At 45.3% G+C, this 23,201-nt stretch carries 17 protein-coding genes; 11 read left to right on the forward strand and 6 right to left on the reverse strand.

What is annotated here, in order from left to right:
* The first annotated feature begins 52 nt into the window (after positions 1-52).
* A complete protein-coding gene (locus tag SCB77_RS14000; RefSeq protein WP_320182632.1) occupies positions 53-700 on the forward strand; it encodes a hypothetical protein in 648 nt (215 codons plus the stop codon).
* Positions 701-734: 34 nt separating this feature from the next.
* Here the strand turns inward: SCB77_RS14000 and SCB77_RS14005 are convergent, their stop codons facing one another.
* Together SCB77_RS14005 and SCB77_RS14010 are read right to left on the reverse strand one after the other, a co-directional pair.
* Complete coding sequence (locus tag SCB77_RS14005) at positions 735-1,649, reverse strand: helix-turn-helix domain-containing protein (RefSeq protein ID WP_320182633.1); 915 nt, start codon at positions 1,647-1,649, stop codon at positions 735-737.
* Between the two features lie 23 nt (positions 1,650-1,672).
* A complete protein-coding gene (locus SCB77_RS14010) occupies positions 1,673-2,416 on the reverse strand; it encodes an SDR family oxidoreductase (RefSeq protein WP_320182634.1) in 744 nt (247 codons plus the stop codon).
* Between the two features lie 259 nt (positions 2,417-2,675).
* Between SCB77_RS14010 and SCB77_RS14015 the strand changes: the two genes are divergently transcribed.
* The 5 genes from SCB77_RS14015 to SCB77_RS14035 all read left to right on the forward strand — a co-directional run bounded on the left by SCB77_RS14015 (position 2,676) and on the right by SCB77_RS14035 (position 11,356).
* Positions 2,676-3,983, forward strand: coding sequence for a YncE family protein (locus SCB77_RS14015; protein WP_320182635.1), 1,308 nt, complete (start codon positions 2,676-2,678; stop codon positions 3,981-3,983).
* A 101-nt stretch (positions 3,984-4,084) separates the two neighbouring features.
* Entirely contained in the window at positions 4,085-6,106 is a 2,022-nt protein-coding gene (locus tag SCB77_RS14020) for an IPT/TIG domain-containing protein (RefSeq protein WP_320182636.1), read from the forward strand.
* Position 6,107: 1 nt separating this feature from the next.
* Positions 6,108-7,871 (forward strand): BACON domain-containing protein, encoded by a 1,764-nt coding sequence (locus SCB77_RS14025; RefSeq protein ID WP_320182637.1) that lies wholly within the window; start codon positions 6,108-6,110, stop codon positions 7,869-7,871.
* A gap of 236 nt (positions 7,872-8,107) precedes the next feature.
* Positions 8,108-9,943, forward strand: coding sequence for a glycoside hydrolase family 15 protein (locus tag SCB77_RS14030; protein ID WP_320182638.1), 1,836 nt, complete (start codon positions 8,108-8,110; stop codon positions 9,941-9,943).
* A 1,176-nt stretch (positions 9,944-11,119) separates the two neighbouring features.
* Positions 11,120-11,356: a VF530 family protein gene (locus SCB77_RS14035; RefSeq protein WP_320182639.1), complete on the forward strand. Its 237-nt coding sequence runs from the start codon at positions 11,120-11,122 to the stop codon at positions 11,354-11,356.
* Between the two features lie 48 nt (positions 11,357-11,404).
* Here the strand turns inward: SCB77_RS14035 and SCB77_RS14040 are convergent, their stop codons facing one another.
* The 3 genes from SCB77_RS14040 to SCB77_RS14050 form a co-directional block, all read right to left on the reverse strand.
* The gene (locus tag SCB77_RS14040; RefSeq protein ID WP_320182640.1) at positions 11,405-12,568 is read right to left on the reverse strand and encodes a PepSY-associated TM helix domain-containing protein; all 1,164 of its coding nucleotides are present in this window, start codon (positions 12,566-12,568) and stop codon (positions 11,405-11,407) included.
* A 63-nt stretch (positions 12,569-12,631) separates the two neighbouring features.
* Positions 12,632-13,861 carry a DUF4374 domain-containing protein gene (locus SCB77_RS14045; protein WP_320182641.1) on the reverse strand — a complete coding sequence of 410 codons (1,230 nt, stop codon included), beginning with the start codon at positions 13,859-13,861 and terminating at the stop codon, positions 12,632-12,634.
* 18 nt (positions 13,862-13,879) lie between these two features.
* Complete coding sequence (locus SCB77_RS14050) at positions 13,880-16,093, reverse strand: TonB-dependent receptor (protein WP_320182642.1); 2,214 nt, start codon at positions 16,091-16,093, stop codon at positions 13,880-13,882.
* A gap of 201 nt (positions 16,094-16,294) precedes the next feature.
* On the opposite strand from SCB77_RS14050, the gene SCB77_RS14055 reads away from it, so the two are divergent.
* From SCB77_RS14055 to SCB77_RS14075, 5 genes are all read left to right on the forward strand, one after another.
* Positions 16,295-16,864 (forward strand): Crp/Fnr family transcriptional regulator, encoded by a 570-nt coding sequence (locus SCB77_RS14055; protein ID WP_320182643.1) that lies wholly within the window; start codon positions 16,295-16,297, stop codon positions 16,862-16,864.
* A gap of 102 nt (positions 16,865-16,966) precedes the next feature.
* Positions 16,967-18,034 carry an SDR family oxidoreductase gene (locus SCB77_RS14060; protein ID WP_320182644.1) on the forward strand — a complete coding sequence of 356 codons (1,068 nt, stop codon included), beginning with the start codon at positions 16,967-16,969 and terminating at the stop codon, positions 18,032-18,034.
* Between the two features lie 133 nt (positions 18,035-18,167).
* Complete coding sequence (locus SCB77_RS14065; protein WP_320182645.1) at positions 18,168-18,674, forward strand: GbsR/MarR family transcriptional regulator; 507 nt, start codon at positions 18,168-18,170, stop codon at positions 18,672-18,674.
* Positions 18,675-18,742: 68 nt separating this feature from the next.
* The gene (locus tag SCB77_RS14070; RefSeq protein WP_320182646.1) at positions 18,743-19,570 is read left to right on the forward strand and encodes a thiol-disulfide oxidoreductase DCC family protein; all 828 of its coding nucleotides are present in this window, start codon (positions 18,743-18,745) and stop codon (positions 19,568-19,570) included.
* Between the two features lies 1 nt (position 19,571).
* Positions 19,572-20,498 carry a TIGR01777 family oxidoreductase gene (locus SCB77_RS14075; protein ID WP_320182647.1) on the forward strand — a complete coding sequence of 309 codons (927 nt, stop codon included), beginning with the start codon at positions 19,572-19,574 and terminating at the stop codon, positions 20,496-20,498.
* Positions 20,499-20,684: 186 nt separating this feature from the next.
* Here the strand turns inward: SCB77_RS14075 and SCB77_RS14080 are convergent, their stop codons facing one another.
* The gene (locus SCB77_RS14080; protein ID WP_320182648.1) at positions 20,685-23,189 is read right to left on the reverse strand and encodes a M14 metallopeptidase family protein; all 2,505 of its coding nucleotides are present in this window, start codon (positions 23,187-23,189) and stop codon (positions 20,685-20,687) included.
* Positions 23,190-23,201: the final 12 nt, after the last annotated feature.

Genomic DNA, 23,201 nt, shown 5'->3' on the forward strand with positions numbered 1-23,201 from the left:
TGTTGTAAATAGTCTTTGAAATATAATATTTTTGCTGCTCAAAAAACTTCTTATGTTCTATCGATTAACCTGTCGTTTACACTTTGTTGCACTGCTTGTCGCTTTTATGGTTAGTGTCGTTTCCTGTAAAAAGGATGATGGCAGTATCGCAACGTCCAGCGGGCTGAACAGGCTTTCGGTAGAGATCGACGGCCAGCGCTACGAACCCAAGCGTAGCGTTATCGGCACGTTAAATGACGGGCCGATAGTGCATCAAGGTGTGAAATTTACGACGGTAGACAATTTCTTGCGCGTAAAAGAGCGTGAATTTGTGAAAAGCAATGTGTATCATATTACAAGTAGTGCTGTCTTGAATACACCAACCGTGTCTATGTTGACCTTTGGGCTGCACAATGTTGTTGAACCTGGACAGCAAGATAAGATGCAACCTGTTGTGGAAGGTACGTATGCGGTTCGGGGAGATGACAGACCAGGTATCGTTGCATATTGTACTTACAAAGTCCCCGGAAATTGGGATTTTCCCTACACCGCAAAGGCTGGTTCTGGCACATTAACCCTTACCCGTTTTACCGATGAAGTGATCAGTGGGAAGATGGAGGTTGTTGTTGAGCTTGGTGAAGGTGCTTCCTACGAGAGCAAGAAAATAGTGCTGCACTTTGACTATACCATGAATACCATTAACAACAAGGTGTTTCACTGATAGACGGTTTATCGCGGTAAGCGATCTTGGGGAGTTAATGGAATAGGGCTTTGAATTCCGATGGCGTTTGGTTCGTTTTTCTTTTGAACAGCTTGCTGAACGACTGTGGGTGTTCGAAGCCCAGCTGAAAAGCGATTTCACTGACGGAAAGATTTGTTGTGATCAGTTGCTCTTTGGCATATTCGATCAACCGGTGTTGGATGTGTTGCTGTGTATTCTGTTGGGTATGCATGCGCAAGATGCTTCCTAGGTAGTTAGGGGAAATATGGAGCGCTGCGGCGAGTGTCGCAACGCTTGGCACACCTTGTTGCAATGCTTTCCCGCTATCGAAATACTGGGAAAGGACTGCTTCAAATTGATCCAGCAACTGCACATTAGTTTTTCTGCGCGTCATAAATTGACGTTCATAGAAGCGTTCTGCATAGATCAGCAGCATCTCCAGCTGTGCAACGATCAGTTCTTGGCTAAACTTATCCATATTCGATTGGTACTCTTTTTCGATATTCCGGAGGATGTCCACGATCACCTGTTCCTCTTTGTCTGAGAGAAACAAGGCTTCATTGGCGGCATACTGAAAAAACTCGTATTGCTTGATTTTCTTTGCTAAGGCTGTGCGGTATAAGAAGTCGGGATGGATAAGCAAGAGCCATCCTGAGGGTTCGACCTGCGCCTCTGGGTTCATTTCTATACGGAGGAATTGCAGGGGCGACACAAAGGTGAGCACCCCCGAGTCAAAATCGTACTCCTGTTGTCCGTAGTTAAATTTAGCGTTGACATTCCGCTTTAAACCTATCGAGTAGAAGTGCTGTATCCACTGCAGCTCCTTGTCGTTCACCGGATAATGCACCTTGCTATAGTCGATCAAACTGATCAAGGGATGCTCGGCCTTTGGCAGCTGGCAAAAGTCGTGAAAGGCGGCGATAGAATGAAAGCGAAATGTCTTGTCCATGCTACGAATGTACAGAATCGTTTTTAAAATGATTTTTGTGCTGTGGGACGTACCACAATTTCATTGACATCCACATCGGCAGGTTGCGCAATAGCGAAGGCGACCGCCTTGGCGATGGCTAAGCCCGGAATAACATCTTTTCTGAACATATTGATGGCCATTTTCTTCAAGTCAGGATCAGAAATGCTCTCTGCCAGTTCCGACTCGGTGGCTCCGGGGGCAACTAGGGTCACGCGGATATTGCTACTTACCTCTTGGCGCAGCCCATCAGAAATGGCGCGCACCGCAAATTTGGTTGCGCTGTATACCGTTGAGCTAGGACCTACCCAACGGTCGCCCACCGAGGTGATGTTCACAAATTGTCCGCTATCTTTCGCTTCAAACAGGGGAAGTGCTGCGGCAATGCCATGCAATACGCCTTTGATGTTGACATCGATCATGCGGTGCCATTCTTCCACTTTGTAACTGTTGATCATCGATAGCGGCATCAGTCCTGCATTGTTGATAAATACATCCAACGTGCCAAACTGCGATTTTGCCCAAGCGGCAAACGATGCAACATCGCTAGGCTGTGTAACATCAAGCGATCTGTAGATGGCCTCACCACCGTTTGCTTGGATGGCTGCGCTGATCGTTGCTAAATTGTCTACCCGCCGAGCACCCAGTACTACTTTGGCGCCCAACGATGCCAAGTGCCGTGCGATGGCTTCGCCGATGCCGCTGCTTGCGCCCGTAATGGCGATAACTTTTCCTTGTACATTTTCCATTGTTCTTATTTTTTGTGATTAATGATATATACAAAGGTGAGCAGACGAGCCGTTACGGACGTAGCCCAATCCGCTAAGCTTGTGTTCAAATCGTGGGCGGTAATAGAAACTGTCAGAGCTGATCTTATACCTTGACCCGTTGACCTAAAACCTTGGGTTTTTAGACGAGATTTTGTCGAACCGAAAAAGAATGAAAAAAATCTTGTCGCATAGATATAAATAGCCGTAAATGTGTATTTTTGACGTAATTATTAACGCAATGAAAAAATTATTGAATGTTTTAACGGGAGTGATCCTTTTAATCGCTGCTTGTGGAAAAAATGATCCTGCACCTCCTGAGCCCGAAGCTCCACCCGCAATGTTTTCTGATAAGATTGAGCTCAAGCAACCCAAGATAGAGGGGGATGCTGTCAAATTATCTTGGTCGATACTAGACAACTCCAATTTCTATAGTTATATCATTTTGCGTAAAGACACACCTGACGGATTGCTCGCCACAGTGGGAGAAATGGTGATGGACAGCAGGACAACAACTATATTGGATGAACAAGTGCCCTATAGTCCTGAGGTTGTTTACCAAATCGTAGGGCAAGTGCGCAATGGAGCACCGATTTACAGCAATACTGTAAGCCATAAGACTGCAGGTGTCAATTTGCTCAATATCAGCCCTTACGACGTAATTTACAATGGCACACAACAATTGCTTTACTTTTTTGAGCAGAATGGGCGTATCAGTATGTATGACCTGAAGACAGAAAAGATCATCAAACAAATTGAAACGAAGGCAACTACCGGTTATGCCGATATGGAATCTTTCAACGGAAAGACTGAACTTTATGTGCCACGCAACGATGGTTGGATTTTCGTATATGATGCGCTGACGCTGGAGAAAATTACACAGATCACCGTGGGAACGGAGTCTACGAGCGTAGTATCTCAAAACAATATACTTTATGTTTCGACGTCTTCTTCGAGTTGGCCGAGAGGTCCACTGAAAGTTTACCGGCGGGCCGATCGTGCATTGATAACGGAAACTGGCGACTACGAGCGTACCCGATTGAGGAAGGTTCCAGGAAGCAATACGAGGTTGGTCGAGGTGACTATGTTTATAGGCCCTACCAATCAGTATTTTTATGAATTCACCAAAGAGGGGTCTGCTATTCAATTGTTTACGGATCGATACCATGGCGACTATCCGCTGGATGCATCTATTTTTGCCTTCTTTCCTAATGGGTCAAAATACATTACTGCCAGTCAGGGTGCCATATACAATATTAATCTTACCTATGATAAGAGTCTACCTCGCGGAAATTTGGAATACAGTGATTTTTGTTTCGATGATGCAGGCCAATCGATCTACGCTGCCACTACAGGAAAGAGTATCGAAGTATATTCTACGAGTGAGTATAGCCACCTCAAGAGCATCCGTACCAAGGCTTATCCTTATAAGATCTTCAAGACTCCGCAGGGAATTTTGAGTGTGAGCACAATGATCAAACATAGTGGGCAATTTTCGAGTTATTATCCAACGCACAATAAAGTCTTAATTGAGAAACTAAACCCATAACGTCGTTTTTGCTGGTAGAAATGCTTGTTAGTGGCAATCCCCTATGGCATTTTGCATTCAGGAAAACGAACGCATAACGATGATTATTAATCAAAAAGTAAATGAGTAAATTTTACTTTGGCTGTCTTTTGGCAGTATTCCTCCTATTCGGAGGGTGTAAGAAGGAAGCTGAACCGCTCGTGCCTATTCAACAAGAGAAACAGCCTGATATCGAAGTTTTAGAACCTATGCTGCTGGCAGATGGGGGAGTTCGTTTGTCTGTTAAGGTCAATAGCGTTCCGCTAGAGATGGTATACGGTTACGGTTTATTGATCAGCAAAGATTCTCTGTTTCGGGAAGTGGGGATCTCTCGTAGCTTCGAACTTCCCATGCGTGTAAAAACCTATCATTATGATCTGCCGGCTGGCTTAGAGCAGGGTGTGGTGTATTACTATACCTATCAAATCAATCTCGGCCTGCAGCAGGTGTCACAGAGAAAGTCGTTCACCTTTGGTAAAGAAAGTAAAGTGTCTATCGATTCGATATCTCCACGAAGTGCTGGCATTGGCGATACACTAAAGGTTTATGGCAAATTCAAAGATTATACATTCAATAAAGTCAGCATCGGAGATAGTTCTATGTATTTTATTCGAAAAGAAGAAAATGTAATTGAAGTGCCAGTACAGGAGAAAACGCCAGTAGGCAAAAATACAATTAGCTTGTTCACCGCCTATCAACGGGTTGTGGCCGATTCCTTATTCACGTTATTAGCCCCAAGAATCTTATCCTTACCTCAAGAAACAGCCGTTGGCGAGGAACTTGTTATTCAGGGTGAGTATTTCTCTCGGTATGCTGGTCAAAATAAAGTGTTTATCAACGATGTGGAAGTGGCTGTGAAATCTTTTTCGAGGTCGAGGATTAGCGTGATCGTACCTAATTCGATCACAAGTGCTTCCTTGCGTGTTGCGGTACGAGCTAACAAGCAAACTGCTGTAAGTGAGGGAGTGGTGAAGATAAGAGCGCCGAAGATTGTCCAGCTTCCTGCCGCTATACGGATCAACCAAAATCATACGCTACAGTTTGAAGAGCTGCCTAATGTTAAAGTAGAGATTCGGTTAGATGATCAATTACTGTCGATGAATTATCGATACGACCAAGGCGGCTATAATTACCTATCGATTATCGCACCAATAGTAGACTATCCCAATCGTAAGCCCAAATTTACGCTGAAATACTTGGATCAAACGATCGTTCTGAAATCAGAAATAGACATTCTAGATCGCTGGAGATTGATTGCTCGCTCGGTACCTTTTGAAGAAGTCAATACCCTTGGTACGTTCAATATTAACGATAACATTTTTATTGTGTCTACCCCTAAAGACTATATGGGTGAAAGTATCTATTATATATGGCAATTCGATTCGTCCAGTAATACATTTAGTAGGATTGAAATACCTTACGCAACGGAGTTTCCTACGTTCAGCGCTTACGGGGAAAGCATTTATATGTATTCGGGAAAGCTTACGGATAATTTCTATCAATACAATACGGTGTCACGTAGCTGGAAAAAGTTGGCTGATTATTCGGCACCGCAACGGCATGCTGGCGTCATGAACAGCGTGAAGGGCAATCTTTATATCACGACAGGGCAAAATCCGGGTGATTTTTGGAACCCTGTAGAAGATCCCAGTCTGTATCGTTATAGCATACAACTCAACCAATGGAAACGTATGGAAGCAGATTATCCAACACCGTGGTCTACCCTTTATGATAACCGGTTCAAAGGTACATCTATGGTTATTGGGGACGAGTTTTACGTGATTGGTGGAGGCCGTACCACCGGAAACGTGGAGGTGTATGCATTTAATACGATGAGTGGTCATTGGGGGCGTAAAGCCGACTATGATGCTGTCATGCATGCTAGTGCCGTTGCAAAAAATGGCTACGGCATTCTATTATCAAACAATACCCTAAAAAGATATGATCCTATACAGGACAGTTGGACAAAGTTAGATGAATATCTTATGCCCTTCGTTTACTCTGGACATGATTACCCTGTGCCTATGTTCAGCAAGGCTGGAAGTCTTTACGTGGTCTATGGAGGCCTATTCTTTAAAATGAAATTGACCGATGTCTTACCTTAATATGAGAAACGTGCTATTTGCAGTACTTGCTGTATTGCTTTTTTCCTGCGACAAAGACACTGATGTTGCTCCGAACAGTATGCCAAAAACATTGCTGAAACTAGCATTCTTCGACGAGTTTGCTACCATGCCCTTGGACTCGGTCACCTTTTCCGTGCCTAAGGAAAACAAAACATATACCTTGACCCAGGGGAAATCTTTCATCGAGGATCTCCCAAAAGGAATTGTGGAGGCACGAATCAGTAAAAAAGGTTTTGTGACACAAGATTATAAAGTGGATTTTAGCAAAAGAGACACGATAAATGACAACATCGTCATGCAATATGACGATTTTATTTTGGATGTCCCGCAAGACAGTCTGTTTGCCACCAAAAACCGGAAGAGTTTTTCTTTTCAGGTGCGCAGAAACGCAGGTTTTAAGATAGATCGCCCAGATTGGGTTCGGGTGGATACGAGTGGTAGCTCTAAATTTTCGATCAAGATCGTTGTTACTATCCTTCCTAATAATACGCAGGAGACAAGGCAGGGAGAGATTGTGTTTACCAAAGGGGGAAGCCGGCGCATCATTCCTGTAACGCAATTCCGGAAAAATAGCGTACAAACGGCTTACGCCAAAGTGAACGATGTTGTCTCCGTGGAACTGGAAATGGCGGATGAGTTTATCGGATTTCCTCGCGTGGAGCGGCTGGACGAATATTGCCTAGCCCAGGTAACATATCAAAATGTTGAAGGTAAACAGATCGATTTTTCAAACGGTTGTGTGTCCACGCTTCGGCCTAACCTGTATAAAATTTATCTGAACAATAAAGGGGGGGTGGACACCGTAGATTTTCAGGTGACTTTGTATGATAAAAAAATTGATCTGAACGTGTATCGCGAACAAATGTCCGATATTTCTGCACTTGGCTCATCAACGCATCTTTACTACCTAGATAAAGAGCGCAAGAATTTGGGAGTTATTGATCGAGAGACTTTCACCATCGTGAAACGCATAAATCTCCCTGTAACACCCAAAAAGATGGTATACAATGCCTTTAATAAGTCGTATTATGTGTTGTCTAATGACGAATATTTAAGGGTATTGGATATGCAACGTAACGAGATTGTTGAAACAATTCTTATCCCGACAGATCCGGTAAATGATCATCCGCAAAGCCCTTATAATATTCCCGACCGCTTACATTTCAATCAAGATGGCTTGGGATTTATGGTCACCGTGGGCGATAATATATCCGGTAATGGTTATCGCGTGGTTAAATCGCAAGAAAATAACAAGATGGAAGTTCTAGTAGAGTTTCCTTTTAGTAATACTTGGGATAGTGGTGTTTTGCCCAATAAAAAAGACTTTTATTTTAACGATGCTTATGAAAATGCACACTACACATGGTCGGCAAGTACCGGGAAATCCACCAAGGAGTTTGGTCGCTATCGTATCCTAAATTATAAAAATTGGGCCATTAACGATGATAATAGATTGATTGACTACTACACCAAGGCTGATCTAGGGGCACGATTGTCTGTATATCCGATTTTCTTGGACAAAAACACCGAGAGATTTTATGGATGGAGTTCCTCTAATCAACAATATTTTCTGACTCAATTGGATGCTAAAGGCAATGTTATTGCGCGTATTCCCGGATATCAAAACGATATGTTGTTATCCGATGACGGAAAGTATATTTACATCTACGATGCGGGGAATGCCGATCTTTATCAAATGAGCACGGAAGTATTCAATGGAAGGAGAAAGATTGCTGTGAAGTAGTGTGGAGAGTTGGATGTCCCTCACTGATGTATAGGACCTAATAGAATTTTCTGTTTGCCGACACTACTTTCAAATAATCTGAACGACCGCGTCGCTCGATTGTTCATTGTTTAAACATGCACCGGTTTAAACGGATTTGAGCAGTCTATATCCTAGGCTTGGGCTTCTGTTCACCATGCAGGCAAATAATTATGGAAACGGGAACATACCTGTTCCGCTAAATTGTTTAAAAGGATATGACTGAGAAGCGCAACTACCAGCCTATTGAAAACTATGGGCTCATCGGAAATATGGAAACCTCCGCACTGGTGGGGATGAATGGATCGATCGATTTCTTATGCTTCCCGCGGTTTGATTCGCCGAGCGTCTTTGCCCGACTGCTAGATCATGAAAAAGGCGGATACTTTTCGATCGTCCCGCAGATGAAGGACATGCGGTACAAGCAGTTGTACCTTCCCGGGACGGCCGTGCTGATTACACGATTTTTCTCGGAAGAGGGCATTGTCGAGATTACTGATTATATGCCTTTGAAGGAAAATGCCCAAACCCAATGCAATTCTATCGTTCGCAAGATCAAATCCATACGGGGCAATATAACCTGCCGATTGGAGATGAAACCCCGCTTTGATTACGCGCGAAAAAAGCATAGCATAACACGCGAAGGGGATGCACTACTGTTCAAGACGGATGACAGCGATCAGGAGAATATGCGTTTCATGGCCAGCTTTGACGTGGCTGTTGAGGGGCAGGATGTGCATGCCGAGTTCGCCCTGCAGGAGTCCGAGCGTGCATTTGTGGTACTCGAACTCTCCTCCAATGGAGATACCAAGTTTAACGATATTTCCTATTATACTAAAGAGACTTATTTCAGCACCATTGCCTACTGGCGTAACTGGCTGAATCAGTCTTCCTATTCGGGGCGTTGGATGGAGGTGGTGCAGCGATCGGCCATCACCTTGAAGCTGCTTACCTCGGCCAAATATGGTTCTGTGGTTGCGGCGGCTACCTTTAGCCTGCCCGAAGAGCTGGGTGGCGACCGCAATTGGGACTATCGATTTACCTGGATCCGCGATGCGGCCTTCACCATGTATGCCTTTCTGAAGCTGGGCTTTGTGAACGAGTCTAAGGCATTCCTCAACTGGATCATCGAGCAGGATCAAAACCGGGATCTGCACCTGCTCTACAAGATCGATGGCGAATGGGATATGGAAGAAAAGATACTGGAGCACTTCGAAGGTTATAAGGGCTCGGGGCCGGTGCGCATTGGCAATGAAGCCAACAACCAGCTGCAGCTGGACATTTATGGCGAGCTGCTGGATACCATCTTTATATACAACCAATACCATCAACCCATCACGTTCGAGCTGTGGGAGATCATCTGCAAGGAGATTAAGATCGTGATCGAACGATGGCGCGAACCCGACCATGGCATCTGGGAGATCCGCAACGAAAAGCAGGAGTTCCTGCACTCGAGGCTGATGTGCTGGGTGGCGATGGACCGCGCCATTAAGATAGGGCAGGATCGTTCCTTCCCCTTTCCTGTGGGCGAGTGGATTGATGTGCGCAATGCGATTTACAAGGATATTTTTGAGAATTTTTGGAATGAGGAAAAGCAGATGTGGGGACAGTTTAAACAGGGCAACAAGGTATCTGATACCATTGATGGCAGCGTGCTGTTGATGCCGTTACTCCACTTCGTGACGCCAGAAGAACCCCGTTGGATAAAAACCTTGGATGCGGTAGATCGGGAGCTGCGCCTCGATGTATTGGTGTATCGCTACAAAAACGAGGAACTGGGCATCGACGGGCTGGATGGTGAGGAAGGCACCTTTACGATGTGCTCTTTTTGGTATATCGAGTGTTTGGCCAAGGCGGGGCGCATCGAAGAAGCCGTGGAAAATTTTGCCAAGATGATAGGCTATGCGAACCACTTGGGCTTATTTGCCGAGATGATCAGTAAGAAGGGAGAGCACCTGGGTAATTTTCCGCAGGCCTTTACCCATCTAGGCTTGATCAGCGCAGCGCTGGAGCTCGACAAACAGCTCTCCCGTCGGCAGCGACCTGATGCCTGATCAGATTCGTAACAGTTTTGTTCTTAAATGCTTAGGTGTCTCGTAAGATGAGTATGCAGCGGTGTCTTTTCATAAGGGAAATGGCTCGACTGCATAGGCATTTACCTTGTATGCGTGTGCATTAGAGGCAGATGCGTATGCATTGGAGGCAGATGCGTGTGCATTAGAGGCAGATGCGTATGCATTAGAGGCAGATGCGTATGCATTAGAGGCAGATGCGTGTGCATTAGAGGCAGATGCGTGTGCATTAGAGGCAGATGCGTATGCATTAGAGGCAGATGCGTGTGCATTAGAGGTAAATGCGTATGCATTAGAGGCAAATGCGTAGTGAAAAGCGTTTTTCACTAGCGAAGTATGTATGTTCACTAGGTAAATGGGCTTTACGATATGATAAAGAGGGTTTTTGATTCAGAAAGGAAGCCTTTTTTTGCTCAAAAAGGGTATCAAATTGCGCCAAAAATTTTGACGTTTTACGAAAAAATTGGCGCGATTTGATACCCTAATATTGGAATAAATTACAGGTCATGTTTTTTACCACAATTTTTTTTGCTGTTAGGAAAGGCGTATTTTTGAAATAAAGCTTCTTGGTTTCGTTCATTTTGCAATTCGCAAAATGAACGAAAAAACATAGTATTCTCCGCTACAATCTCACGATAAAAAAGCTTGGGCTTGAGTAATGAATCTCGGGCGTATTCATATGCTTTGTACCTTCATCGAACTATGCAAGATATGCCCCTATAGTATGACGAAAATGCCTCCCTTTTATATAACATCTTCATGCTATATTTGAAATGGTAAACGTTGATTGTCGCTATCTAAAGTTTTCCATACATACATGTTAAAGACGGCTTATCGCGGTAATACAGTTAACCAAAAGTGAAGAATAAAACCGATGATCTATGAAAACAGTATTAACTATGCTTATTTCTGTGCATATATATTTGCTGACGCGGTTTGCGTTGCAAACATATTTCCGCAGCAACGCCTTGATCAGCTAACCAAATTGAAAAGATTGATGATTGTGGCACTAATCCCGTTTTACGGTTATTATTATGTGTGTAACCTTGAACGCGAAAGCGTTTAATATGCTGATTATTTTCCCAGATATCATCGCCCGATAAAAACCATATCGTGCAAATAAGGAATATCCGCAGGATAGTGCTAACTTTATCCCTTATGGAACAATCAAAGGATCCGTTGCACGGGAAAAGGCTGGACACGATTTTAGAAGAACTGCTGGATTACTACGGCAGTTTTGATGGACTGGGCGAGCAGATCAAGATAAAATGCTTTACGGATAACCCCAGCATAAACTCGTCGCTTAAGTTTCTGCGCAAAACACCTTGGGCGAGGGCCAAAGTAGAAAGCTTGTACCTGTATGTGCTTCGGCAGAAAAAGAAAAAGGGGCTGTAGCCCCGATAAAAGCAGCGGGTATATACCGCCGCTGCTCAAATATTCCATCTATTTTCTTTTGTTCCACCACACTAAGAAGCCGGTTATGGGCAGACTTGCGCAGATCAAGCTGATAAAAAAGGCCAGCAGTTTGCCGGGGAAGCCGAGTATGGCACCCACATGTATGTCATAGTTCATCATGGATAAACGATCGGCAAAGCGTGCCTCGCTAAATTTACTACCCTCCATGTCCAAGGGTGCTAGTGTGTAGCGATCGTAAAAATAAGCGCTTTGATTATAGTAAGACCCCTCGAGGTGATACACCAAGATTTCGTAGGAATCATCATCATCCTGCAAAATAGGCGTCATGTACATGCCTCCGATTTGATCGGTTTGCTTTAAAGTAGCATACCAAGCGCTATCCAATGGCGTGAGGGCTTTATCCCAAGGAAGGTGTTGATTGGCAAGGTCGGAGTGCGGGTGATGGTGCTCAGGTTTGTGATCACCGCCCGAGCTGACATAGTATAGCGCCTGATCAAACCAGGTGAAGCTCCACACTAACCCCGTGATTCCTAGCGCCAAGGCCAGTAGTAAGCTGTAAAACCCGAGCACGTTGTGCAGGTCGTAATTTACGCGTTTGAATTTGGCATTCCATTTTATCTTAAAGCTTTTATCGCGATTGGAGCGGTTCCAACGCTTAGGCCACCACATTACCAGACCGGTGATCAGCAGCACCAAAAACACCAGTGTAGCTACACCCACGATGGGGCGCCCGATATCATAGGGCAGCCAAAGGGCACGATGCCCATCAATGATGAATCGGAAAAAATCAAACTCCTCGCCACCGACGGTCTGCTGCTTTCGTAGAAAATCACCGGTGTATGGATTCATAAAAACAACAGAAAAGGTACGCTTGCCATCTTGGCGTCCGGCATAACCTATGGCGGCGGCCCCCTCTTTGGTGCTATAAGTTAAGCCGCTGGGTTTAGCGCCGGGCATATATTGTGCAGCAGTATCCAAGAGTAGGCTTGGGGGTACGAAGGTCTGCTCTTTGGCTTCGACAAATCGCCAAGGTTCAAGAGCATCCTTTATTTCTTGCTGGAATGCATAGAAACAACCGGTGATACTGACGATGAACACGATGATGCCCGATGTGAGGCCCAACCAAAGGTGTAACCAGTCGTTAATTTTTCGAAAAAGGCTGGTGCTTTTGCTTTTTTTCTTTGTTGCCATATCAAAATACAATCCGATGACGCGATTAAGCATCATCGGATTGTAACTATTCTTTATATTGGATTATTGTTGTATCTGTCCTATACCGCCTACAAATGTAGCATTTACCTGTGCTCCCTTACGAATAGTCGCATTGGTTATGTCTATTTCATAAATGTTTAGCACATTGTTTACCGTTGCTGCTGCATAGGCTTTGCCATTTTTGTGGAAGGCGGCAAAGCTACGTCCTCCGTCGCCAGTGAATGTTGGCGATCCTGTAACAGGAGTAATGGTTTTGGCCGCTAGATCGACAATGGCGAATTTCAGATTTTTATCATCCCATTGATTAGCCTGTGTTCCGCTGCCTACCGAAGCGAATAGTTTGTTGTTGCCCACATAAATGGCGTGGACAATACGTCCTCCACCGGCAACTTCAGCCGTTTGGAAAATATAGTTTTTGTCAAATTCCGTTGCGCCAGAAGCGATTTTTAATATCGCAGGTGCTTTGGTGCTCTTTGAATAACCGAAACCGGAATGCGAGATAGTATATACATCGCCAGATTCTGTCGCGAAAACCCCTGAGCGGGTGCCAAATGCGCCGGCAGGACCTGTACGATCATCTTCGATTACTTTCTCTAGCTTAAAGTCAGGGTAGCTGTACACTGCCACGTAGGTTTTGTCCGTTTTATTGGTTTTCCAGCCTTGGGAGTCCCAAGGTAAGATGGTTTGGAACGCTTTGTTTCCGCGAATCGCGATACCAGTGTGCAATAGCCACTGGTCATCAATAGGGAAGGTCGTTTTGCTGACAGGGACTTTTACGGTGCGACTGATGGCGTTGGAGGCTACATCAATGGTCATAAAAGTGAATTCAGGACCATCCTTAGGATCTGCAGGAAGCGTAACAGCGAGCATGCTTTTGCCCGTCCCGTCGACATCTCTAGTATCTACAGGCCTTGCTTGCAAGTTCAGTCCTGTTTTAACGGCAACTTGATTGTTTGCGTCAACATAATATGAATTTACGTCATTTATCCCCAGACCTCCAATAGCTTGGAAGTGATTCCCGATATTATCGTAATCGCGGTATCCCTCCTGTAGAAAGCCATTGTTTACCAAGGTTATGGTGCCGCTCATCAAGTCGTTTGTCGTTGCCACGTAGTTGGTTGTTCCATCAGGCGTGCTAACCCCAAGGCCTAGCGTGTAAACTCCAGCTTGGGTGGGTGTAGGGTCATCGCTACAGGATACCAGTGCGATTGCTAGTGCAGTGTATATTCCGTTGCGGAATAATGATTTAAGTTTTAATGTATGTGATGCCATATTTTTAAATGGATAAAATTATTGGGTTATGAAATAGCGAAGTTTAAGAAAGAAAGAACGTCCCGGTTTCTGTAGCTTGAAATTGTCGAACAATTGGCTGTCGGCGATATTTCTGCATTCCAGTGCAATGATGTATTTGCCACCATGAAGCGAATAGTCTGCAAAGATGTCATGAGCCAGCTGTCTTGGAATGACGTCTTGGTTATTGGCACCCAGATGATTGGGAGTTAAATAATATTTCTCGACGTAGCTGAGGTTATAGGTTAGGCTAAGCGCATTTTCTTTGTTACTTGTTGGATGAAATCTTCCGCCCAGGTTAAAGTTGCCAAATAGATAGGGCATGTTGGGGATGCGGTAGCCATAGTTAAAGTTTGGCCTAGTTTCGGTGCCGGTTAAGTTTTCAATGGTGAGAAATTCCGTACGATCAATAATCTGTTGGTAGTTGGCATTGACACCTGCAAAAAGACTATTTTTCCAGCTATAACGAATCTCGGCGTCGCCACCGGTCGTTCTTACGTTTCCTACATTTATATTTTGTCGATCAACGGGCTGTGATTGCAGTTGATTTTGCCGAATATAGTCTTTCGCATTGCGTAAGATAAAATTTCCCTCTAAAGATAATTGATGCACATTGTTTAACGATAGGCTATATAATGCGCCTAGATTGAAGTTATTGCTTTTTTCGGGGCGTAGATTCGAGTTGCGGCCTATAAAAAGACCGTCGCCCAGTATTTCCACTGCCTCGGGAAGTCGGTACGTATGTTCGTAGGATGTTTTGGCCTGTAGATTGGGCAAAATAAAATAGGCTGCGGCTGCACCGTATCCCGTGTGGGTACGGTCAAGGGAGGTCGTGGCATATTCGGGAATCGTATTGGTTGATACATTCTCGAAAGATTCGGCGTGCATGTCATATAGTTTGGCGAATGCCGTAGCCGTAAAACGGTTGTAGGTCGCTTGCCAAGCTAAACCTAGTGTCTGCTTTTGCAAACGCTGCGGCAGCGCAAAGGTAGGGTTGTTTGGATCTTCCACATCGCTTGACTTCCGGCGGAAATCTGTCAACACGTAGTTCAGCGATATCCCTTGATTATTGTTCAGGGTATAGGAGAGATTGGCCGAAACCAATGCTTCTTTATCACGGTTGTGTAGCTGCGATCGCATAAATTCTGACCCGGTATTGGTAGGTACGGTCTCTTGCAACCAGTTGAATTGTAGGCTTGTTGTGTCGACAAAATGATTGTTCGTAATGTTGTAAGCACTATAGGCGGATAAATCAAGCCCTTCAATAAAAAGATCGGTCTTTTTATACTTTAATGTAGGGATGAGGGAGTTGCTGTTGGATGTACGGGCTCCGAAAACCTGATCCATGGTGACACCGGTTTGGATGCCTTTGTTGTTTCCGGCCACTATGGCGCCAATCAGGAGATGGTCTGCATAGCTTTTGTTGGTGACACCAAGGTCTACCTGTGCAGCAATGGATTGGTAGCTATCGTGAAAACGTTCTACTTCTTGCAAAGGTAGGCGGGTGCCGCTACTTCCGTTACCGGCGCTCCAATCGATAGGTTCAACACGCACTTTATAGTTATTGTCCGAGTAGTTGTAAAAGGCATTTGTGCGCACGGTAAAGCCTGTTTTGGCGTTGGTATAGGCGCCATTGACGCTGGCTTTGTGGGTGTTGAACGAGCCAAAGCCATAGGATACATCGAAGTAATTGGCATTGCTGCGGGTAACGATATTGACGGCACCACCAAGGGCATCACCGCCAAGGCTGATGGGCAGCACGCCTTTGTATACTTCCACACGCTCGGCCATGGTAGCGGGGAAATTGTTCAGGGTCAGCGAAGATCCGAAGTTGTCCATCGGCAGGCCGTCGATAAAGAATTTTACCTGTCGGCCGGTGAATCCATTTAAAGAGAAGTTGAAATTGGAGCCCAGCCCGCCATCTTCGCGAACGCGCACACCGGTGGAGCGGTTAAGCACTTGGTTGAGATCCACCGAGCTGTTGTACAGCTGCTTGGCATCGATCACATTAACGCTGAATGCCTGTTCTTTGATCTTCCTGTTAGCTGATTTTCCCGAAACATCCACCTGCTCCAAATGAAATCGTTTTGCGGTATCCACCTGAAGGGTATCTTTCGTTACTTGCGCCACAGCGTTCATGGGCATAAACATGGAAATAGCCGATAGGGTCACCAAGCTACATCCGCTAATCCAGTTTTTTGAGATCTTCCCCACTTTGTTTAATTAGACTCTTTATAAATTGGCTGCAATTATAGAGAAAATATTGGATTATTCAAAATGCGAAAATCAATGGCAAAAGCGGAAACTATCGCCTCAAGCTAGGCGGGACCTTGCTGCAGGCCTATCGAAAAATTTAGTCATGATCTTTCCGTAAATTCATTTTACATTTGGAGGACGATCATTTGAAGGAAAGACATGTTTCAGGAACTATTTTCGCATATTGAAGAGAAGGTGACACTGACGGAAGCAGATAGACTGCTGATAGCGCAATATTTTGTGGTAAAAAGATTGCGACGCCGGCAGTATGCGCTACAAGAAGGCGATGTATGTAACAACTTGACTTTCGTGGCACGGGGTCTTTTGAAGTCTTTCAAAGTTGACGAGAAAGGAAACGAACGTATTTCGCTGTTAGCTTGGGAAGGTTGGTGGATATCCGATTTTAATAGTTTTATACATCAGGAAGCCGCTGTGTTGAATATTGATGCCGTAGAAGATTCCGAATTGCTCTTGATCAGCAGGGACAATTATGAACGATTGTTGCAAAATGTTCCCGTCATGGAGCGTTACTTCCGGATTCTGTATCAGAATAGTCTGGTGACTAAAGACAAAAGATTGATCAGCTCGAACGGCGACTCGGCGGAGCTGCGGTATATGAAATTGGCAGAATCGATGCCGGAGATCCTGCAGCGTGTGCCACAACACTTGATTGCGTCTTACCTTGGTCTTGCTCCCGAGACGATCAGTCGCATAAAAAAGAAACAATAACAGCTTTAATTCCTTGATCTAGATCAAGGTTATTTCATGCGTTGGATCAATGGATTGTGGCTTTATTCCGACTAGCTTTGTTGCTGTAAAATAGGAGGGAATATGAAACAAATCGCATTAGTCGTTGGAGCGACCGGTATCACCGGGAGCAACCTCGCAGAGGAGTTATTGGCACAGCATTGGGATACTTATGGTCTGGCCAGAAATCCGGCATCGCTGCCCAAAGGGGTTAGAGCAGTCCGCGCCGATCTGTTTGACGTTGATCAACTACGCCAAGCCTTACAAGAAGTATATCCTACACACGTTTTTATCAACACCTGGGTGCGCCGTGATACGGAAGCGGAAAACGTTCGAGACAATGCTTCCATGCTAAGGAATCTTTTTGATGTGCTGGCCGAGAAGCATAGTGTTGAACATGTGGCTTTGGTGACCGGATTGAAGCATTACCTTGGACCTTTTGAGGCTTATGTCAAAGAAGGGGCGCTGCCCGAAACGCCTTTGCGCGAAGAGCAGCCCCGGCTTGATCTCCCGAATTTCTACTATGCGCAGGAAGATGAGGTGTATGCCGCCGCCAAACGTGATGGCTTTAGCTGGAGCGTACACCGACCGCATACCGTAATTGGTAGGGCGGTAGGCAACCTAATGAACTTGGGAACCACCTTGGCCGTATATGCTAGCATCTGCAGGCAGACTGGGCGTAAATTTATTTGGCCGGGGTCGGAAGCGCAATGGAACGGCTTGTCTGATGTGACCGATGCATCGATTTTGGCTAAACAGCTCATTTGGGCCAGCACAACCCCGGAGGCGAAGAATAGCGCCTACAATATTGTTAATGGCGATGTGTTTCGCTGGAAATGGCTGTGGCCGAGAATTGCAGCATGGTTTGGTGTAGCCTATGAGGGTTATTCGGGTGCTATTCGGCCACTGAAAGTAGAAATGCAACATGACCATGAAACATGGCGTAAGATCGCCTCAGAGCACGGTTTATCGAGTGAAAAACTCGATGCGCTAGCTTCTCCATGGCACACGGATCTGGACCTAGGTCGCCCGATTGAGGTGATGACGGACATGAAAAATAGCCGGATAAAGGGCTTTTCGGAATTCCAATCTACTGAGGACTCTTTCCTGAACCTTTTTGAACGATTACGCGAGGAAAAGATTATTCCTTAATAGGGTTTTTATGGCTTGTCAGCCGATGGAAGGTAATAATTGCGGCCTTCTGTTGATTGATATATAGGGTTATTATTTTTATCAAACTTTCAGTATGTTTTGAAAGTTTGATTTTTTGTTGTATGTTTGTTGTATGGAACTAGCAGATGCAAAAAAGAAATTTATAGAGACATGGGGTAAGTTGGGGTCGGAGTGGGGCGTCAACCGTACGATGGCACAAGTGCATGCGCTACTTTTAATTTCTCCGGAAGCACTGACGACGGAAGAGGTTATGGAAACCTTAAGTATTTCCAGAGGGAATGCCAATATGACTTTGCGCGATTTAATCGGTTGGGGACTGATTGAAAAGCAACATAAGGCAGGCGAGCGAAAAGAGTATTTTTATGCGGATAAGAATACTTGGAATATTGCCCGCCAAGTAGCCAAGGAGCGGAGAAAGAGAGAGCTGGATCCGGTATTGCGGGTCTTGGATGAGTTGAAAAAAGTGGAAGGAGATATGAACGATCCGGATTATAAAACATTCCATAAGTCGATCACCGATATCAATAAATTGGCGAGCAATGTGGATAAAACATTGGATACCATGTTTAAGGCAGAGGAGAATTGGTTTTGGGGATCAATTTTTAAAATATTCAAATAGAATATTCTTTTTTGCTCTCAATGTTTCATTATTTTCTGAAAATACAATAAGTATAAATATATATTGTTATGAAAACACTTAAAAATCACCTTATCCTTTTCGATGCCGAGTGTCCGATGTGCCGGCTGTATACACAGGCATTTGTAGGGACTGGGATGCTGGATAAAGAAGGGCGAAGCGCCTATCAAGATCTTCCGGCGGCAGCTTGCCCGATGCTGGATAGACAACGAGCGGTAAACGAGATTGCGCTCGTGAATCAGGAAACGGGAGAAGTGACCTACGGCATAGGCAGTCTGTTTAAAATTATAGGTAGCTCGTTTCCTTTGCTCAGACCGTTGTTTTTGTTTCGACCATTTATTTGGCTTATGAGCAAGCTTTATGGATTTATTTCTTTCAATAGAAGGGTGATTATTCCAGCGTCCGCTACAACGCATGAATTTGAACTGCAACCTACCTTTAAGCTCCACTACCGGCTGGCTTACCTGCTTTTCACATGGCTGCTTACATCGTTTATCCTGTCCGCTTATGCGCCCTTGATGCAGGAACTACTGCCCCAAGGAGCGGCCTATCGGGAATATCTCATCTGTGGCGGACAGCTATTTTTTCAAGGTGTCTTTATTAGTTTCATACGGCCTGATAAGCGCTGGGATTATCTAGGCAATATGATGACAATTTCATTTGCCGGTGCACTGTTATTGTTACCAGCTATGCTTTTGGCAAATTGGCTACACCTTCATCCGTTGTTTTATGTGGCTTGGTTTATGGGTGTTGCGGGCCTCATGTTGTTGGAACATATTCGTAGAAGTAGATTGCTGAACCTCGGATGGGTATTGACGAGCACTTGGGTGCTGTATCGTATACTGGTTCTTTTATTCATTCTTTTACTATTCAACTAGCATGGAGTACAACAAGATCGTATTAGCCGGAGGTAATGGTTACCTCGGCGGTGTGTTGGCCAATTACTATAGCTCGCGGGCCAAGGAAGTCGTTATTCTGGCGAGGAAAGACAAAGCCCCTAATGGAAATATAAAAACTGTACTTTGGGATGGCTGTACTGCAGGTGCATGGGAGGGACAGTTGAACGGAGCTGATCTATTGATTAATTTGTGTGGCAAAAATGTAAACTGCAGCTATACGGAAAGCAATAAAGCTAAAATTATACGTTCGAGAGTAATCCCTACAGCGCTTTTGGGAGAGGCGGTCGCCAAACTGGAGAACCCACCAAAATTGTGGATCAACGTGACTTCGGCAACGATTTACCGGCATGCCGAAGATCGTTCGCAGGACGAGGAAAATGGAGAAATAGGGCAGGGTTTCTCCGTAGATGTATGTCGCCGCTGGGAGGAGGTTTTCTTTGAAACCGACACGCCGCACACGCGAAAGATTGCTTTGCGCATGGGCATCGTGCTAGGGCATAGCGGTGGAGCTTTCCCGAGACTGCTCAATTTAGCGAGATGCGGATTGGGAGGAAAGCAAGGCAACGGTCAGCAATATGTTTCTTGGATACACGAACAGGATGCTGCAGCATGTACAGAATGGCTGATGAAGCAAGAGCAGATGGAGGGACCTATCAATGCTGTCGCACCAGAACCGGTAAAGAATGTGCAATTCATGGATATGCTGCGGCGTGCTTACCAAATTCCATTTGGGCTGCCTTCACCTGCATGGCTGCTCGAAATTGGGGCGAAGCTTATTGGCACTGAAACGGAGCTGATTTTGAAAAGTAGATGGGTGATGCCCAAAAGACTCATGGATGGGGGTTATCCTTTCCTCTATTCGCAAACAGCGCATGCGCTGCAGGATTTACGAAACATCAAGAATTGATTGGTTTTTGCTCGCCTTATTGGGCTGTTTTGCGGTATAAAGGTAGCATATGGCAGCATGACTTTGAGGAGCATTTGACGGTATAAATGAACCCGTAAATATGTGACCGTTGATAATATTAAATGAAAATCCAGCGCAGCCGCCCGATAATCAAGTAGAGCGGTTGCACTGGGAAATAGAAATTGGCTAATTGCCGACTTGGAAAATACTGTTGGCCATTATCAGCTTGCCATTCTCCCAAAAATTGCGGAAAAGGATATTGTCTGTTAAGTAAACCACGGAGCCTCGACCAACGGATTCTACGCCGAAAATAAGGCCGTTTTGCATTTTCTTGCTCAGTTTGCTTCCAACAAAGCCACTCATTAGGGCATTCTCTTTCAGGTAGCCGACGTTCCATCCGCCTTCGCCTTCTTTGAAATATGGATAGATCTTTTCGTCTTGCTTCAAGCTGTAGTAGTTTTCATAACCATACATCAAGGGATGCGTTTTATCTATTGTGACCCGGTAAATGGCACCACTCACACTCTTCGTCATTTCGCTGCGCGTACGGTCAGCATATAACGGAAGTGCGGGGGTTTTCTTTTTATCGGTACTGTCTTTCTTGATAGCTTCGAGTTTTGACCAAGATAAAGATCGGACCTGATCAACGGCCGATTCCAATGCGATGACCTTACCACCGGCACGTACCCAGTCGCCCAGCTTATCGCCCTGTGCTTTGTCTTTTAAGAAAGGATAATTGCCATTGGGTAGAATCAAGGCATCAACTTCGTTCCACTTGATACGACCTACATCCGTCAGGTTGACTAAGGTGATAGGGTAGTCAAGCTGCTGATCGAAATAATGCCATACCTCGCCCACATTCATGGCCCGCAAGCCTTCGCCAGCCAGCATTACGACTTTAGGCGCTTTGATAGACCGAACCTTCGAGCTGCCAAAATCTTTTCCCTTATCCACAATGCCTGATTTCACTTGATGTAGTTGTACTTGATGCTTGTTTGCTGTGCTCACGAGCAGTTCTTTGAAACCAGCAACTTTGCTATTCGCTTGGTTCAGGATGATCAACGAGCCACGAGGAAAGTCGGTGCCGTTGACAGCAAAAGGCTCTTCGGATATTTTGAGCTGTACTTTTGCTTTCAACAACGCGGCTGCAAATTGCGCGCTGGAGAAACCTTCCCATTTTACAGCATAGGCGTAGCTGTTGTCTACCGTGTTTTTAATAGAATCAACCGGGTAAGCCGTGAGCTTACTGATATTGGCACGGGAAGCAATGGCGTCTAAGCCGTAGACGTAAGGAATAGACCAAGAGGTGATATCGTAGGTAATGGAATCTACCAATTTGGCTTCGGGCTCAAACAATACGCGGATTAGCGCAGCTTTTGGCTGGCTGCCCGGCACCACGAGGTCTTTGGCGGCCAGAGTATGACTAGCTTCCTTTTTGCTGGCGTAATCATAGCCTTTTACAGCGCCGCTGCCCGCGTAATATTGGATGCCGTTTTTCTGCAAGAGGCTGCGCAGGGCGTTGATCTTGCTTCGCTCGCTTTCTTTGTATTTGATAACATAGGTAGCGTAAGAAGATAGTTTGCCTTCGCTTGCATCGTTAAAGAATTTTTTAAATTCTTTAACCACCTCGACGGCATGATCGGCCACGACCTCCACAGCGTTAATGCCAGAAGCATGATGGTGCTTGGCACGATCAACCAGTGTTAAGGTGTCCAAATCGTTGGTCAATACCCCAAGGCCACCGGCGGTGTTGCCGGCTTGCTCGTAGGTCATACCGATAGCGCCCGAATAGGTGGGATAGGTGTCTCCATAAGAAGGATAAAATAGATCGAAGCTTTCTTTGGTGAAATAAAGCCAACCCCGTTCGTCAAAATAAGCGGCATTGTGCTTGCCGATTACGCCTTGGAACGACCGTTGCCAAGGGGTGATAACCTCGTGAAAAGGCTCGGCCGCTGGCGGGAAGTAATACGGCGAATTGACTCCCTGCTCATGAAAATCGACATGGATATGCGGGTACCAGCTGTTGTAGATCGCTACGCGCTGTTGGCTTTCGGCTTGTGTTTGCCAAGCCCAATCGCGGTTGAGATCAAAATAGTAATGGTTGTAGCGCCCACCTGGCCAAGGCTCGTTGCGCTCGCGCGCGAAGGTGGAGGGGTTGTAATTTTTGCCGACTACACCATTGTACCAGTTGATATAGCGCTCGGTGCCATCTGGATTTAAACAAGGGTCTAAGATAACCAAGGTTTTATCTAGCCAGCCACTCGCCTTGCTATTGCTGGGATTGATTAGATCATACAGCGTAAGCATGGATGCTTCGGCCGATGAGATCTCATTACCGTGCACATTGTAGCTCATCCATACGATGGCGGGCTGCTGCTCGCTCGCATTTTGGTCGCTCAGTACCTTGGCCAAACGTAGGTTGTTACTGCGGATGTTCTCCAGATTGCTGATGTTTTTCTCGGAAGATATAAAGGCTACATAAAGCGGTCTACCCTCGTTGGACTGGCCGTAGGATTGCATCTTCATTTTTGAAGGGGCGTTTTCCTGTACGTGCTTGTAATAATCAATAATTTTCCAGTGTGGGGTTACCTTGGTGCCAACCGGATAGCCCAGAAACTGTTCAGGTGTTTTCAGTTGGGCAAAGCCCAATTGTGTGAGAAAAAAAGTTAAAAATAAAGCGGTTAGTTTCATGTATATGTGTTG

Origin of the sequence: Sphingobacterium bambusae, assembly GCF_033955345.1 — a bacterium.
Taxonomy (GTDB): Bacteria; Bacteroidota; Bacteroidia; order Sphingobacteriales; family Sphingobacteriaceae; genus Sphingobacterium; species Sphingobacterium bambusae.

Coding starts and splice junctions, on each gene's coding strand:
- SCB77_RS14010 (WP_320182634.1), bottom strand. CDS start 2,416: ATGGAAAATGTACAAGGAAAAGTTATCGCCATTACGGGCGCAAGCAGC.
- SCB77_RS14045 (WP_320182641.1), bottom strand. CDS start 13,861: ATGGCATCACATACATTAAAACTTAAATCATTATTCCGCAACGGAATA.
- SCB77_RS14040 (WP_320182640.1), bottom strand. CDS start 12,568: ATGGCAACAAAGAAAAAAAGCAAAAGCACCAGCCTTTTTCGAAAAATT.
- SCB77_RS14005 (WP_320182633.1), bottom strand. CDS start 1,649: ATGGACAAGACATTTCGCTTTCATTCTATCGCCGCCTTTCACGACTTT.
- SCB77_RS14080 (WP_320182648.1), bottom strand. CDS start 23,189: ATGAAACTAACCGCTTTATTTTTAACTTTTTTTCTCACACAATTGGGC.
- SCB77_RS14035 (WP_320182639.1), top strand. CDS start 11,120: ATGGAACAATCAAAGGATCCGTTGCACGGGAAAAGGCTGGACACGATT.
- SCB77_RS14055 (WP_320182643.1), top strand. CDS start 16,295: ATGTTTCAGGAACTATTTTCGCATATTGAAGAGAAGGTGACACTGACG.
- SCB77_RS14060 (WP_320182644.1), top strand. CDS start 16,967: ATGAAACAAATCGCATTAGTCGTTGGAGCGACCGGTATCACCGGGAGC.
- SCB77_RS14075 (WP_320182647.1), top strand. CDS start 19,572: ATGGAGTACAACAAGATCGTATTAGCCGGAGGTAATGGTTACCTCGGC.
- SCB77_RS14070 (WP_320182646.1), top strand. CDS start 18,743: ATGAAAACACTTAAAAATCACCTTATCCTTTTCGATGCCGAGTGTCCG.
- SCB77_RS14020 (WP_320182636.1), top strand. CDS start 4,085: ATGAGTAAATTTTACTTTGGCTGTCTTTTGGCAGTATTCCTCCTATTC.
- SCB77_RS14015 (WP_320182635.1), top strand. CDS start 2,676: ATGAAAAAATTATTGAATGTTTTAACGGGAGTGATCCTTTTAATCGCT.
- SCB77_RS14030 (WP_320182638.1), top strand. CDS start 8,108: ATGACTGAGAAGCGCAACTACCAGCCTATTGAAAACTATGGGCTCATC.
- SCB77_RS14025 (WP_320182637.1), top strand. CDS start 6,108: ATGAGAAACGTGCTATTTGCAGTACTTGCTGTATTGCTTTTTTCCTGC.
- SCB77_RS14065 (WP_320182645.1), top strand. CDS start 18,168: ATGGAACTAGCAGATGCAAAAAAGAAATTTATAGAGACATGGGGTAAG.
- SCB77_RS14000 (WP_320182632.1), top strand. CDS start 53: ATGTTCTATCGATTAACCTGTCGTTTACACTTTGTTGCACTGCTTGTC.